Source organism: Candidatus Bathyarchaeota archaeon (assembly GCA_026014725.1).
GTDB lineage: Archaea > Thermoproteota > Bathyarchaeia > Bathyarchaeales > Bathycorpusculaceae > Bathycorpusculum.
Genome location: JAOZHV010000044.1, coordinates 333,662 through 348,835, shown reverse-complemented (window position 1 = coordinate 348,835; position 15,174 = coordinate 333,662). Strand labels below are relative to the sequence as shown.

The window sequence follows — 15,174 nt, the reverse complement described above, 5'->3', positions numbered from 1 at the left end:
CTAGCCTATTGGCTGGGTTCTTTGCATTAGAGCCTTAATACTGTTAGCCAACGCGTTGCATGCTTGTTGCCGCGCATCTTTAGAGGTGTCAGTTTCCAACTTTTCCAGTTCCTTATGAAGACGGTCTGATTCTTCGCTGAGTTGCTGTTTGGTTTTTTGATAGCTGTCATGGAGTTTGTCTTGTTCAACTGTGAAGTTCTGTAAAGTAACTTCTAACTCATTTTTAGCGGCTTTGAGGTCTTTTGTTGTTTGGGCTAGTTTTTCCTGTGCTAGTCGTTTTTCTTTGAATTTGAAAAAGCCGATTTTTACGTTCTGCTGTGCGGCAAGTTCGTCTTCTAGTTGGCGGATTTTTGTGGTTAGGCGTTGAACATCGGTGTTGCGTTTGTTGCTTAGTTCTCTTGTTTTTTCTGCGTACTGTTTGTCAGCTTCGACTATTTTGTGGTTAGTTTCGGCGAGCGCTTTTGCTTCGTCTGTTAGGGTTGATTCTTGAAGTCTTTTTTCAGCAAGTGTGGCTTGTACGGTTTGCATGATTTGGGTCTGTTCTTCAAGGTACTGCTCATCGGTTTTTATAACGGGGTTAGACTCGAATTCCGTAAGGGTTTGTTTGAGGTTTATGAACCAATCATCAAAGTATTGGCTAAACGGTGAGAGAGCAAAAATTTGGTTACCCAGTTTTTCAAGACGATTCAGAGTTTTTTCCACAATTTCTTGAGGCGACGCCTCTGGGGTTTCTTGTTGGATTTGCTGTTTGGCTGTTGCCCGTTGCTTTTTCTCTTTGATTTTTTTGTCACGTATGGTTTTTTTGGTTTGTGTTTTGGCGCTACTATGCGGACTGGTTTGTGCTCTAAAGCTCATGGGCAATTTATGTATAAAGGCAATATTTAAATGGTGTCACATTTGGGGAGCTTGGTAGTTTTTGAATTATCAAAAAGTTCCATATCATTTTTTTACAGTTTGATTAGAGGTTGCGTTTTTTGTCGGTCTTAGTGTGGCTTTTGAGGGAGCTTTTTTTGGCGGTTGCGTTTTGATTTTCTTAACAAGCAGAACTGCTCCAACAATGGCGACGATTACTATGCCTATTGCTATGGCGGATATCAATGTCTGGCGGTTAATGCCTGTTTCTTGGTTTTGAGTTGGTTCGGCGGTGGGTGGGGAGCTTGGGGGCAAAGTTGGCTGATTCGCAGGCGGTTCGCCTTGCAGTATGGGTGCCATGACTTGTATTAGAAGAGAATAGTTCTTGATTTTTTTGTTGTCCGGAATTTCGTCTTGGGGCAGGTCAAAGGCGCGAACCTTAAATGAAGCGGTTCCTTGCGGCTCCAGATTGCGAGGGGTTAGGAATTCTTCTGTGAATCCAACTGCTACCACTGTGCCCTCTGCATTATAGAATGTTGCGACTACAGTGATGTTTTTCGCTGTTTGGGTGCCTGTGTTTTTGATGTGCCCGTTGACCCAGAAAGTGCCATTTGAGTCGATTATGTTTGAGTGGTCGGTTATTTGTAGGTCTGGGTAGAGGTAGTCAGTTGTTGCTTGGGGTTTGTAGGCTTTGAACACGGCGTCGGTGATGTCAGGGTAGGCGTACCATAATCCATTGCTACTTTGGGGGTTGTTAAAAGCCATAATGAATGGCGCTTTTTGTTGCGGGAGGAGGTCTAGAACCCATGCTTGTGTAGCCCATTCCGCATGAATACCCTCTGAGGTCAATATATCTCCTTCCAATATAACTTCACGAATGGTATTAGTACCCACATTTTGGATTTCACCCACGACCATCAGAATGCCTTCACTGTTGACGTACCAGCTGTAACTGAGCACTTTGATGTTGTCTTCTGACACGGTTTGGCTTTGTGCAGTTGAAAATAAAGTAAGCGTCAAGGACGATACGACTATTAGGAAGATCAAGGTTATCGCGGATTTTTTCATGAGGATGAGCGCCCTTCTTGCAGTTTACTCCAAAAGAACGAGGGTTGTAGTATAAAACAGTTTTTCAAAATCTGACCCCAAATTGGGTTATTGTAAATTATGGGAGCCAGTTTCTTTGGAAGTTTAGGCGTAATCTTAAAAAGTAAAATTGTGAGATATTTATGAGGCTGGGATTACTGTGAATGAAAAGTTACATCCATATGTAGTTTTTCTTCCTATGGAGAAGAAAGACAAGATTCTCTCTGCAATATTTGGTTCAAAGGCAGGTGTGGATCTGTTGCGTTTTTCGCTGAAGCAGGGCATTTCAAAGAACATTTATCAAAAAGACCTTGTCAGAAAGCTCAACTATTCTAACAAGACCATCATAGAGAACCTCAAAGCCCTTACTGCCTTGGGTGTTTTGAATGAGAGCATGGAAAAAAATGAGAAGGAAGGCAGAATCATCTGGATAAAAGCCTATCAGCTTACGAATTTGGGAAAGTGGTTTGCATTATTGCTGGCAGAGCAGAAAGAGCTTTCTGAGACTGAAAAAGCCGAAATTTTACAGAGCCTATTTCGAACCTACGTAAAGCAGGTTAAGCGGCTGTCAGAAGAGATTGGAATCAACAAGAAGACGCTTGAAGAAACGTTTAGAGAGGAAATGAAGAGCGCACAGTAGACGCGCGTTACAGTTTGTTCGCTGTGACAAAACCTTAAAATAAGCAGTTCAGCCATACCTCTTTAGCGATTGGCAGGCTGCGCTGAATCGCTTGCGGGGTTAAAGTTTTGGACGACGGAAAAATTTCATTAAAAGAATTAATAATCTCATTCCTAAACGAGTTAAAAGCAGTACTCAAAGAGTACCTCACCAAACAACAAGAAGCCCTAAAACCACGCCTCAAAAAAATCTTAATAATCACCATAATTGGCGCTGTACTTTTGGCGCTGGGCATCTCCATGGCAGGTTCAGCGGCGCTCTTCATTCTCATCGGTTCCCTGCGGTACCTACAAACTTTTTTGCCCTCTTGGGCAGCATGGCTCATCATGGGTGCCACCGCCGCAATTATAGCCGCCGCGTTATTCTTAACGCTCTACTTAATGATAAAAAAACAACTAGCAACGGATAAGGCACCAGTTGAGCAAGTAACTTCTAACAAATAGAAGTGTGGGCGTTAGGCTGTATTAGTGACTTTTAATACCAAAGCATGCTGAAAAATCACTGCTTTTTATAGGGGGATAGGGTTTATCGGCAAAGCAACAAACTTCTGCGGCATAGCCACTGTTTGTAGTAATAAATATCGTATAGAAAAAAAGTCAGTCATGTTTTGGGTTTTATTGTTATCTGATAGAGATTTGGCCAGTTCTTGCCAGTGACAAAGAGTCTGTCTGTTTTTGGGTCGTAGGCTATTCCGTTTAGAGTGTTTTCTGGGTTATCTGTTTGGTATATTCCAGTTAAGTCTATGTAACCTTTAACCTGTCCTGTTTGTGGGTTGATAATAGCGATTCTCTGTTCGTACCAAATGTTAGCGTAAACGTCACCGTTAACATACTCAAGCTCATTGATTCTCTCAAGCAAAACTTCACCATCATAAACCGTTACCTCACTTGTCTTCTGGTAAGTCACAGGGTCAAGAAAATACAACTTTGATGTTCCATCACTCATAATCAACTTGTTTCCATCATAAGTCAAACCCCAACCTTCCGTTAAATAAGTGAAATTACCCAGCAAAGTCAACGTTTCCTTATCATATACAAAACCAATATTATTTTCCCAAGTCAACTGAACAAGTAACCCGTCAACCATAGCTAAACCTTCACCAAAAAAATCCGCCGACAACTCAACCTGCGCCAAAACTGCCCCAGTTACTAAATCAACACGCCGCAAAACAGAAGCACCATACCCCCCAGTACTTTCATAGAAAACACCATTGTCTATTACCAAACCCTGAGTAAAAGCGCTAGAATCATGAGGAAAAGTCTCAATAACACTGTAACCATAGACTATTGGAGACTTCTCAGAAAACAAATTAAGATTCCAAACAACCAAACCAACCACTACCGTGAGAACGACGATAATAAGAACTAAAGCTAACAGAGACCTCTTTTCCATGGAACAGAAAAATGACAACCACATTAATATGTACAACGCTAAAAACACCACAAAAACAGCAAAGCGAAACACTTAAGTGTAGAGAGAATCCTAACATGTGTCAGACTACAAAAATAGGTGTTGAAATCAATTGGCTGTTGAAGGTTTTTTCGAAAACAAAAAGGAACCTGTAGAAGCAAAAGTCGGCGACTTAACTCCGCAATCTAAAGCAGTTAATGTCACGGCCAAAGTAGTATCCAAAACAGAGATAAGAGAAATCCCGATGGGTAGAGACGGTTCACCCCACAAAGTATGTGATGCATTAGTGGGCGATGAAACAGGCGTGGTATACCTAACACTGTGGGATGACAACATTGAAAAAGTCAACGAGCAAGACACCATCCGCATAGAAAACGGCTACGTAACGCTATTCAAAGGAAACATACGCCTAAATATTGGCAAATACGGCAAACTTGAACTGGCAGAAACCCCTCTAGAAGCAGAGGTAAACACAGAAAACAACGTCTCAAGCAAAACATATGAACAGCAAAGACGACCATTCAGACGCGGTGGCGGCGGACGAGGATTTGGCGGTGGCGGATATGGCGGCAGAGACAGGCGCGGTGGCGGTGGATACGGCGGCGGGAGAGATCGTGATCGTCGCGGTGGCGGCGGATATCGACCAAGATATTGAGCTTCCAACATGTTGAGTTAGTAAACTATTCTCTTTTTTGATTTTTTTAATTTCATGTATTGATTTCTTATTTTTTTACTGATAACTGCTTATGTTTTGTAATTGAGAAAGGACTGAAAAACTAGAAAAATTTTATAACCAACTTAGTGCATATACAACCTAGCTACTTTTAGGAGAATAAAAAATGCAATTGACGAAATTTTTGGCTATTGCCACGGTTGTAATTTTAGCATTTTCAATGATGGCGGCTATTTTACCTACTTTTGCGCATGATCCGCCATGGCAGGTTCCAACTTATTCGTTCATTGTCGTTTCACCTAATCCAATCGGTATTGGTCAACGCGTCAACGTGAACTTCTGGGTTAACATACCGCCACCAACTGCAAGTGCACAGTATGGTGACAGGTGGACAAACATTACAGTAGAGGTCACTCATCCTGATGGAACAGTTGAAAATCTTGGAAAGTTTACATCTGACGCAACTGGCGGCACATATACAACATACACGCCAACTAAGCTTGGCAATTATACTTTTCAAATGAAGTTTCTCGGAGAAACCATATTGGGTCTAAATACTCCTAGCGGTTTACCATCCACAGACCCAAGCGTTGGCGACTATTTCAAACCTAGTGAAAGCAACAAATACGTTTTGACAGTACAAGAAGAGCAAATACCCTTCGAACCCATGGCTCCATTACCAACAGAGTACTGGACACGCCCAATTTATGGCGAGAACAATGCCTGGTACATAATTGGTGGAAACTGGTTAGGTCTTGGTCAATCAACTTTTGCATCCACCGGAATGTATAGTCCTGATGGCGGAAACTACGCACCATACACTACTGCACCAAACAGCGCCCACATTCTTTGGACTAAGCCTGAAGCGTTCGGCGGCATCATCGGCGGAGAATATGGTGGCAGTGAAACAGGCAATTACTATTCAACATCTCAGTATGAACCAAAGTTCGCGCCAATCATAATCCAAGGCATACTCTACTACACCAGATATCCAGGCAGTTCAACACACCCAGAAGGGTGGACTGCTGTTGATTTACGCACAGGAGAAGAAATTTGGACAAAGGAAGCCTCAGAAATCAACAATGAAGTTCTCAGATGCGGCCAAATACTCAACTACATTACGCCTAACCAATATGGGGCGCTCGCATACCTATGGTCCATACCAGTGTCTGCAGCTGGTTTTATGGCTGCCGGTTCGTACATGGCTATGTATGATGCAATGACTGGTAATTGGATTCTCAATATCACTGGCACGCCTTCTATGACAATTGTGAATGATGAACATGGCTCGTTGATAGGTTACTACGTTAACAGTACAACAAACTTTGTGACTGGCGAAGTTCAAGCTTCTCTGAGCATGTGGAACTCAACAGTATGCATCAACAAGAACGTAGCTAATTACGCTGGTGGAGAACCAGTTGCCGATCAATGGATGTGGAGACCGCCAAAAGGTGGTCAACTTAACTTTCAAGACGGGGTGCAATGGTCAAAACCCCTGCCCGCTACAGACACAGACGGCAATTCACTTACTGTCCTGACGACCTTTTTTGGCATGCAATTTCCGTCTTACCTGCTTAGTGTTTCAGCAGTAAGCGTTAAAGATGACGTGGTATACTTGCAAGGAACAGCCAGCGCGCAATTCGCTTATCAACCAGGCTGGCAAGAAGAAGCAGGATTCAAAGCGTCAACAGGCGAATTACTGTGGGGGCCATTCAATGTTACTGAAGTGCCATTTTCCATTGTCTACACTGGTGGAAACTGGGCAGGCAACGGCGCTCGTATTGAACTTACTGAATCAACACTGTCAGTGACAGGGTACAGTCTCAAAACAGGACAAAAGATTTGGGGTCCAACCTCATTGCCGAATGCTAGTCCATATTCTTCATTGGGAGCAAACTGCGTTGTCGCTGATGGTGTCGCTTACATTTGGTGTTACGGTGGAGACGTTTACGCTTTTAATATCACAACAGGAGCGCTTCGCTGGGAGTATCATACGCCGAGCGGTGGTTACGAGTCACCTTACGGTGTAGAACCATTATGGACTTTCTCGGTGGGAACCGTTGCTGACGGCAAACTGTTCGTTCCAGAAGGGCACATGTACAGTCCACCTCTATTCCACAATGCGAATCAGCTAGCAATTAACATAACGAATGGCAAACTTGTGTGGAGCATAGAAGCATTTGACGTAACTAGTGCACCTGCCGTCGCTGATGGAATCATGACAACTTTGAATGCTTATGACAACCAGATATACGCATGGGGTAAAGGACCCACCAAAATGAGCGTTACCGCACCCAGCGTTGGAGTAACAACCAACACGCCCATAGTGATTCGCGGTACAATCTACGACATATCTGCTGGCTCAAAGCAACAAGCAGTGGCTGCAAACTTCCCGAATGGTTTGCCTGCTGTTTCTGAAGAAAGCATGAGTTCATTTATGGAAGCCGTTTATATGCAGCAGCCAATGCCCAATAACATAACTGGAGTTCCAATTATTATCAGTGTTCTTGATTCTAACAATAACTTTAGAGACATCGGAACTACAACAAGCGACGGCAGTGGAATGTTCACCCTGACTTGGACGCCTGACATCCCTGGCGATTACAGAGTGGTCGCTTCCTTTGCTGGTTCTGAATCATACTATGGAACATACGCTGAAACATCGTTCTATGCTGGTGAACCTGCACCAACGCAATCACCACAGCAACAAAGCACTCTACCGCCACTTGATATGTACATCATCGGTGGCGTAATCGCCGTAATAATTGCAATAGCTATAGCCACAGTGTTAATCTTGAGAAAACGACCGTAAATAAAACGGCACTAAATCACCCCCTCTCTTTTTTTGGTTTTATTAGAAGAATGCTTGTTTTCTTGGAAATCCTTAAAACCATCAGTCAGCACTTTTAGCGTTTGAACAGGAGACTTCTCTATGGCTCACACTCCAAAAAGTAAACCCACTGTTGACGAGTTGCTTGCCAAAGCCAAAAAGCCAGCGCAACTGTCACCACCAATGCACAAATTCTACGAGGGAAAAATGCAAGTTATCCCCAAATGCGCTATCAGAAGCATAGATGACTTTGCAATATGGTACACACCAGGCGTTGCAGCCGCCTGCAGAGAAATCCAAGCAAACCCAGAAAAATCCTTCGAGCTAACCAACCGCTGGAACTACGTTGCAGTGGTTTCTGACGGCACCCGTGTTTTAGGATTAGGCAACATTGGCCCCCAAGCGGCAATGCCCGTTATGGAAGGCAAAGCGCTTATCTTCAAGTACTTGGGAGGAGTGGATGCGTTTCCAATCTGCTTAAACACTAAAGACCCAGATGAAATCGTTAGGGTTTGTAAGGCATTGGAACCATCATTCGGCGGCATTAACCTTGAGGACATAGAAAAACCCAAATGTTTTCACGTTCTCGAAAAAGCACGTGAACAGATGCAAATTCCAGTTTGGCATGATGACCAACAGGGAACAGCCACAGTTATCTTGGCAGGCTTGATTAATGCATTCAAATTGGTCGGTAAAAAACCCAAAGAAAGTCTAATCACACTGATTGGTTCAGGCGCAGCCAACATCAGAACTGCTTACGTGCTTATGCAGTGGGGTGTAAAGCCAGGCAACATTATCCTAGCCGACAGCAAAGGAGTTATCCACAGGGGAAGAGAAGACATCACCAAAGCAGATGACCCATGGAAATATGATGTTACCCAGAAGACCAACACTGAGGGAAGAACAGGAGGTATCGCCGAAGCGTTCAAAGGTGTGGACGCTGTTGTTGCAGCTTCAAAGCCTGGTCCAAACACGATAAAAAAGGAATGGATAAAAACCATGGCTTCAAATGCAATCGTTTTTGCTTGTGCTAACCCGATTCCAGAAATTTGGCCGTGGGACGCTAAAGATGCTGGAGCACGGATTGTCGCAACAGGACGTAGCGATTTTCCAAACCAAGTTAACAATAGTCTTGGTTTTCCTGCAATTTTCCGCGGCGTGTTGGATGTCAAGGCAAAGACTGTTACAGATGACATGTGCATTGCAGCAGCGCAAGAGCTGGCTAATTATGCCGAGGAGCGAGGAATTAGCGAAGAAGACCTTTTGCCTAGAATGGATGAGTGGGAAGTTTTCCCAAGAGAAGCTGTTGCATGCGCATTAAAATCCATCGAGCAAGGCGTAGCCAGAATTAAACCCAGCAAACAGGAACTGTACGAGCGTGCTTGCGCTATTATACAAAACGCTAGACAATCGACTGAGTTATTAATGAAACATGGCTTGATAAAAAAGCCTCCTAGCGAAGACGAACTCCTAAAGTAACCTCTTTTTTTGTATATAGCAAGTGATTTAAAATAAAAAATGAATAGGTTACAGCTTTGGTGCTGGCAGTAGTGTTATTCTAACTATATTTCTTTTTTCAAGCCTGCGCAGAGCATCGAGGCATTCATCTTTCTTCTCGCCAGTAATGTTGAGGTTTGTCATTATTTCCCGCACTGAAACGCCTGGTTTGCCGAAGTTTTCATGTCGCTTGTAGAGATGTTTAACGATGGATTTTTCGAGCTTACCGCATCTCCAAGTTGTATTGCGTATCAAAAACACGATGGTTCGGACAAGGGTTTGTTCGTTCGATTTCCTACCTCTGGAGTCTCCCATCTCTCCCCACCTACATGGCTTACAGCATCATCGTTTTTAAAGTTTTACTCCGCCCTAACATTCGGCTGGTAAGTTTAGAGGCTTTTTTTGAGGTGTAAACCATGTTTTTTCCCATAGTAATTGTCTAGTTTGCCTGTGATTTGGTATCCAAGAGTTTGGTATAGCTTTTGAGCTGCGTGATTATCTTCTCGAACTTCGAGGCGGCATTCTTTTATGCCTTTTTCTTTGAGTATTCTCTCTGTTTCGCGGATCAGCGCAGTGGCAACGTGTCGGCGTCGATAGTTTGGAGGTACGTTTATGGTTATTATGTGCCCGAATTGGCTATATTCATCTATATCGATTTGTGTGATTATGAACCCAGCAATGACGTTGTTTGCTTTGGCTAAGAGTGCAATGCTGTTGTAATCTGTTAGAAGGTATGCTATTTGCCGTTTAGTGAAAGCTTCTTGGTCAAAACAGGCTTCTTCGATTCGATAAAGTTTGTCTATATGTGTGATAGTTGCTGTTTCGATTTTTAATTCCATTTTGCTGGTCTTAAATTGTATTAGGTTTGAGGTGTGATTTTAGTTTTTTCTGTCTTTCCATTGGCGGCTGATAGGACTGGTTTTAATTCAAGCCATTGTTGCGCGGCAAAGCCGATGAAAAAGCGGAACCATAGTGTTATTACTCTTGTTAGGATGGTAACGGTTGCTGCTATTTCTGGGCGGACACCCATTGAAATGTAGAGCGTGGTCATGGTTGCTTCTGGAATGCCGACTTCGAAGGGTATGCCGATGGGGATGGATTTGACGGCTAAAACTATGGCTGAGGTGATTAAGATTATGCCCCATGAAATTGGATAGTTGAGTGCTTGGAAAACAAGGTAAGGTATGCTTAAGCTAAACAACCATGTTACTGTTAGGTAGAACATGGAGATTGCAAGCGGTTTAGGGTTGTGTCGGTATTCAATCATTGAATTGTGAAAGTGGTCTGCGATTTCTATGGCGTCGTGTTTGAGCTTGTCGAGGTTCCATCTTCCCTTGGTAATTTTTGCAGCGAAGCCTGTTATTGTGCTGATTGCTTTTAGCATCCATGCTTTCTTGTATGATAGGATAAGTAGTATGGCTATTATGGCTGTTATGGATGCGCCGATGAAAATTATGAAATTAAAAACAACTATGGAGACTTGGCCCTCTATTGAAAGTAATACCATGCCTGCAATTAGGATAATCACATTCATGGCCATGCCTAGCAAGCGGTGAGTGAAGAGTGAAGCTAACACTTTTCCGAAAGAGCCACATTGGTCTCTGGTTAGCAAGTATGCTCTGGCTGCTTCACCGCTTATTGATTCGGCTGGGACAACAATATCAACGTAGATGCCATACCAAACATAGAGGTATGCCTTTTTCAGTGTCATTTTAATGCAAAGGTGATTTGTGAGTGCGCGCCATGAAGCTGTGAAGAAAAGTATTTCCAGTAAACCGAAAAGTACTGCTAGCGAATAAATAAGCGGGTTTGCTCTTTGCGCCGTTACTATTATGCCCAAAATGTCGACTTGGAAGAGGTAAATGTAAAGAAAGAAACCGACTAAACCTAGTATTGGAAAAAGCACTGTCTTCCAAGTTATCTTTGCTTTAGGAGCTTGCATGTCGGTTTATTGCACCTGAAATAACGAGGGTATAAGCAAGCGATTATATACTTTGTCCAAATTGCGACCAAAGTTCACTTGAAAAATAGATGAGTGATTTCTAGTAGCCCCCTTATTTATAGGCGGTTTGACGCAATGTTGCAAAAAGTCTTGTTTGCTCTGCAACGAAGCCCTCCCCCATAAAAAGCGCCTATTTCCGGCATATTTTTGGCTTGAGAAACCGCCGATAGCACCTACCCCTCTTAGGATTCTGCAACGAGTTTCTAATATGCTACAAATATATGTGCAAAGACCGTTGGCTGCATAGGTCAAATATGGGGATGCGAGTATGTTCGTAAGTTGCTGATAACTAGAACAGGAGAATGTTAGTGATTTTGAAACTGGTTTTGTGTGTTGGCTGACCAATAGCCATCCGTCATCGAGGAGAAAGGAGAAGGCTTCGAAAACGGAAATCTGTTTTGGCATAGTGGATTAGCCTTCAACCTCACCAGTCCTCCATCACTAACAAGACTCAAGATATTTTAAAAAACTTATAAGTGTTATGAATTAGAAATTAATATTAAAAGTGTTTTTTAGCGTATTGTTAAAACGCCTTCAAGAATACTTTGTTCTGGGACTTCCAGTTGCCTAGATAGCCAACCCTTTAAAAGGGACGAGAATTTGGGAAGGGCGCCACTATAAGTGATGATTTGGTTTCCCTTAAGCGCGTCAGCTTGAAAAACTTTCTCATCTTCCTTATAGCTAAAGGACACCGTCTGAGCCTTCAAAGCCAATGGTTGGAAATCTTCCCATTGCGTGCAACGCAAAATTACCGATGGATTACCGTGTACCATGTTAGGTGTTAACGGTGGTGCGGGTGCTACGCCAACTGGTTGTGGTCTTGCAGGTGCAACTATGGTTTCCTTGGGCATACGTGACATGTAACCAATCAAGGTTGTTACTTCTTTTTGGAGACTGTTAATTTTTTCCTCAACTTTCTCCACTTTACCGCTTAATTCACCAGTGTCACCAAGTTGCTCGGTAACCGTTGCCAACTCGTTTATGAGTTTATCTAAGTCTTTTTCATGTTCTTTTAAGACGTTTACTATGAAATCGAGTGCCTCAAGAGCATCATCTCTCGATTGCGGATTCTTCGCCAATGATATCTACCCCCACTATCTGACAACTCAATATACGTATTGTATAAATAAAGGTAGCGAATCCCAAAGTAATATCACAGCAACGGTATAACTATACTGATTAAAGATACATTCTAAGTACCCTTAAGTGACGTTCGAGTCCTTCGCTGTAAAACCACAAACATAACAGTTAATGCTATCAAAATTGATGCGAATATTGCAGAACTTAACTCAACACTGAAACGCCAAGATACCCCTGAATCAGCTTGTTTAGTAATATCGTTGTCGGTTAAAGGCTCTTGCTGCGTAATATTTACTGAAGGATTCACTGGTGTAGTGTTAATATTGTTGTCTGGTTGCATGGTGGGTGTTGGCTGAACTTGCGGCTGGGGCTGCGTTGACGCTTGCTGGCTGGGGGTAAAAGGAATGCTCAACGGCGAAGAATCCGTGCCGCTCGACCGCCCTTCGGGAATTTGCAGCGTGCTCATGGTCATCGAAGTAATTAATGCTATCCAAAGGTTACCATTAGCGTTTGGAATAACCAAACGAAGGCCTTCAGGCAGAGGCGCTCCGTCTTTCTCGTAAGCGACAAGGACATCTTCTCGAACTGCTGTTTTGATTGGTATGTGGACTTTGTAGCCATCTTGCGCTTCGAAATAAATTGAGTCTACATTTTCATCTAAGCCACCTGCTTGGCTGATTAAGTCTGTTAGTTTAACGCCGCCCCAGTAGCCATCTGTGACAAGATTGCCATAGCAGTAAAGTTCAGCGTAAACGGTGGTTTTGGGCAACGTGAGAAGATAATCTGGGGGCAGGGTTATTGTTGTTCCATCGGTATTTGTCACTTTTAGGAATGGTGTAGTTTCGCCCAATGCGGTAGCTTGCATTATGAGTAAAATTGATAGAGTTAATGCAAATACGATTGTTTTTAGAAGTTTTTTCGTTATTTCTTCCCCTAAATAATGTTAAAATGACACGTGTCATAAATTTAAAGCTTCTCTAAAAAAGCGCGAACTCCTAAAAAAATGAGCATAGAGCAGTTTTAACTACTCCTCAAAAGATTAAGGGTCTGAAAAATTGTGGTGTTATGGCTTGAGGTTAGCGAGGGTTCCAAACGCACTTGATGGCTTTAGTCTCACAGGCAAGAACACAGGGTGTATTGTTGGTTTCAGGCTTGCAAGCGGAACAAGTGTACTTTATTTTTTTCCGATGTTCCTCTATTATTGCCGCCACGGTTTTATCTTCAAGGTCAATGAACTCTTCTTCTAATTGAAGCGCGCCTTGAGGGCACTGTTTAACGCATAAACCGCAACCTGTGCATTTGTCCGAATCAATCACGATATAGTATTCGCCGGAGCCGTCAGTGTAACCATAATGTATTATTATAGCCCATCACCTACGTCTTTTGGGCTTTTTCATACAAGGCCTTAGCGAAAAGAGCTGCGCCTAATGCGCCTGCAACCATGGGATCAAGACCGTTCTCGCGCCAGCGTGGCATGGGGAGCGTCTTTGTGCCGAGGATAACTTCGATTCGGCTTACTATTCCAATGTTTTTTGATTGCCCACCAGTGATTACAAGTTCTTTTTCTAAGCCCACTCGATTAATCAGGTTAGCCATGCGCACAGCCATAGCTCTCGTGTAAGCTGCCAGAACCTTCTCTTTGGACCAGCCTTTTCGCAGTAGTCCCATTGCTTCGGTTTTTGCGAAGGCAACGCATGTGCAACTCACCGGGTCGGGTTCCTTTTCCACTTTTAGAGAAATGTCACCGATTTCTTCAATGGGAATCTGTAGTAAATCAGCGAATACTTCCATGCCTCTGCCTGTTCCAGCAGCACACTTATCATTCATCAAGAACGAGACAACTCTTCCTGTCTCATCAATTTTAATAGCCTTAATATCCTGTCCACCAACGTCGAGCACGGTGCGGACGCTTGGACCCCAAATGTAGTTTGCGCCTTTGCCGTGGCAGGCGATTTCGGTTATGGCTTTGTTTGCCATCGGCACGTTTACACGCCCGTAACCTGTACCAACGATGTATTTGAGGTCGCTAACCTTGAGCCCTGTTCCTTCCAGAGCGTAACTGAGCGCTTTGTTTGCGCTTTCAGGACTGTTTGAGCCTGTGCGTGTTACTGCCCACGAGTAGGCTTTGCCGTTTATCATTATGGCGGCTTTTGAGCCAACTGAGCCAACGTCTACGCCTGCGGTGATTATGTCTTTGTTTGTCCACTTCATGCCTTCGATTACACGGTGGTATTCTTGCCAACGCCAATACTCAAGGTCTTTCACGGTGCTCGGTTCCTTCATTTCTGTGCCTCCTTTGCCCGAGATGCGGCGGTAAGCGCTGCTCCTAAAGCACCAACATAATCGGGATTCTCTGGTATAAGTACGTTGACGCCGAGTTTGCGGTTTAGTGAAGCGACAAAGCCTTCATCTTTAGCCACACCGCCAACCAAAACCACATCAGGGGTAATGCCAAGCCTGTGAATCATAGATGAGATTCTGTCTGCCATGGCATCAAAAACAGCCCGCGCGATTTCTGGCTTGGATTCTTGGCGATGAATCAGCGAAACAACGTCAGATTCGCCAAAGATTACGCATGAAGCATTAATTGGACTTGCCCGTTCTGCTTTAAGCGAGAGGGGGCCCATTTCTTCAAGTTTGACTTCTAAGGCTCTTGCCATGGCTTCTATGAATGCTCCTGCACCTGCGGCGCAACGTTCGTTGACGACAAAGTCAACCATGACACCTTTTTCGTCGCATTTTACTGCTCTGGCTTCTTCTGCGCCTACGTCTATGATTGTTCTTGCGCTGGGAATAAGGTAGACTCCTGCTTTTGCATCTGCACCCATCATGCTTATGGTGCTGTTTGCGTAGGGTGCCATGTCCATAGCTGAGCCAGTTGCGACAAAGTAAGCGATGTCTGATTGTTTGAGTTTTGCTTGTTTTAGTGCGTCTGCAACTGCTTGTTCAGCGGCTTTTGTAGGGTCGAATCCTGCGAACGCTTGCCCACGTGCTATGACAGCGCCGTCTTTTAGGATTACTGCTTTGACGCGTTGAGTGCCAAGGTCCATTCCAACTGTAATCAT

At 43.6% G+C, this 15,174-nt stretch carries 16 protein-coding genes; 5 read left to right on the top strand and 11 right to left on the bottom strand.

Annotated features, from left to right (window positions below; genetic code table 11):
• Entirely contained in the window at positions 1-855 is an 855-nt protein-coding gene (locus tag NWE95_09305; GenBank protein ID MCW4004091.1) for a hypothetical protein, read from the bottom strand.
• Positions 856-939: 84 nt separating this feature from the next.
• A complete protein-coding gene (locus tag NWE95_09300; protein ID MCW4004090.1) occupies positions 940-1,920 on the bottom strand; it encodes an FxLYD domain-containing protein in 981 nt (326 codons plus the stop codon).
• A 217-nt stretch (positions 1,921-2,137) separates the two neighbouring features.
• On the opposite strand from NWE95_09300, the gene NWE95_09295 reads away from it, so the two are divergent.
• A complete protein-coding gene (locus NWE95_09295) occupies positions 2,138-2,578 on the top strand; it encodes a hypothetical protein (GenBank protein ID MCW4004089.1) in 441 nt (146 codons plus the stop codon).
• A gap of 107 nt (positions 2,579-2,685) precedes the next feature.
• Entirely contained in the window at positions 2,686-3,060 is a 375-nt protein-coding gene (locus tag NWE95_09290; protein MCW4004088.1) for a hypothetical protein, read from the top strand.
• 157 nt (positions 3,061-3,217) lie between these two features.
• On the opposite strand, the gene NWE95_09285 is transcribed toward NWE95_09290, so the two are convergent.
• Positions 3,218-3,946: a glutaminyl-peptide cyclotransferase gene (locus tag NWE95_09285; GenBank protein ID MCW4004087.1), complete on the bottom strand. Its 729-nt coding sequence runs from the start codon at positions 3,944-3,946 to the stop codon at positions 3,218-3,220.
• A 193-nt stretch (positions 3,947-4,139) separates the two neighbouring features.
• Between NWE95_09285 and NWE95_09280 the strand changes: the two genes are divergently transcribed.
• The 3 genes from NWE95_09280 to NWE95_09270 all read left to right on the top strand — a co-directional run bounded on the left by NWE95_09280 (position 4,140) and on the right by NWE95_09270 (position 9,009).
• Positions 4,140-4,682 carry a single-stranded DNA-binding protein gene (locus tag NWE95_09280; protein MCW4004086.1) on the top strand — a complete coding sequence of 181 codons (543 nt, stop codon included), beginning with the start codon at positions 4,140-4,142 and terminating at the stop codon, positions 4,680-4,682.
• 184 nt (positions 4,683-4,866) lie between these two features.
• Positions 4,867-7,512, top strand: a complete 2,646-nt coding sequence (locus tag NWE95_09275) for a PQQ-binding-like beta-propeller repeat protein (protein ID MCW4004085.1) — start codon at positions 4,867-4,869, stop codon at positions 7,510-7,512.
• 120 nt (positions 7,513-7,632) lie between these two features.
• On the top strand, positions 7,633-9,009 hold the full coding sequence (locus NWE95_09270) for an NADP-dependent malic enzyme (protein ID MCW4004084.1): 1,377 nt from the start codon (positions 7,633-7,635) through the stop codon (positions 9,007-9,009).
• 48 nt (positions 9,010-9,057) lie between these two features.
• Here NWE95_09270 and NWE95_09265 read toward each other — a convergent pair whose 3' ends face one another.
• From NWE95_09265 to NWE95_09230, 8 genes are all read right to left on the bottom strand, one after another.
• Entirely contained in the window at positions 9,058-9,342 is a 285-nt protein-coding gene (locus NWE95_09265) for a hypothetical protein (GenBank protein ID MCW4004083.1), read from the bottom strand.
• Positions 9,343-9,416: 74 nt separating this feature from the next.
• Positions 9,417-9,866 (bottom strand): ribosomal protein S18-alanine N-acetyltransferase, encoded by a 450-nt coding sequence (gene rimI, locus NWE95_09260; protein MCW4004082.1) that lies wholly within the window; start codon positions 9,864-9,866, stop codon positions 9,417-9,419.
• A gap of 20 nt (positions 9,867-9,886) precedes the next feature.
• The gene (locus NWE95_09255) at positions 9,887-10,969 is read right to left on the bottom strand and encodes a flippase-like domain-containing protein (GenBank protein MCW4004081.1); all 1,083 of its coding nucleotides are present in this window, start codon (positions 10,967-10,969) and stop codon (positions 9,887-9,889) included.
• 572 nt (positions 10,970-11,541) lie between these two features.
• Positions 11,542-12,108 (bottom strand): hypothetical protein, encoded by a 567-nt coding sequence (locus tag NWE95_09250; GenBank protein ID MCW4004080.1) that lies wholly within the window; start codon positions 12,106-12,108, stop codon positions 11,542-11,544.
• 113 nt (positions 12,109-12,221) lie between these two features.
• Positions 12,222-12,959, bottom strand: coding sequence for a molybdopterin-dependent oxidoreductase (locus NWE95_09245; GenBank protein ID MCW4004079.1), 738 nt, complete (start codon positions 12,957-12,959; stop codon positions 12,222-12,224).
• A gap of 226 nt (positions 12,960-13,185) precedes the next feature.
• Positions 13,186-13,467, bottom strand: a complete 282-nt coding sequence (locus NWE95_09240; GenBank protein MCW4004078.1) for a 4Fe-4S binding protein — start codon at positions 13,465-13,467, stop codon at positions 13,186-13,188.
• Between the two features lie 16 nt (positions 13,468-13,483).
• Positions 13,484-14,392, bottom strand: a complete 909-nt coding sequence (locus NWE95_09235) for an acyl-CoA dehydratase activase (protein ID MCW4004077.1) — start codon at positions 14,390-14,392, stop codon at positions 13,484-13,486.
• On the bottom strand, positions 14,389-15,174 hold the full coding sequence (locus NWE95_09230) for an acyl-CoA dehydratase activase (GenBank protein ID MCW4004076.1): 786 nt from the start codon (positions 15,172-15,174) through the stop codon (positions 14,389-14,391). Before NWE95_09230 ends, NWE95_09235 begins: the two co-directional genes overlap by 4 nt.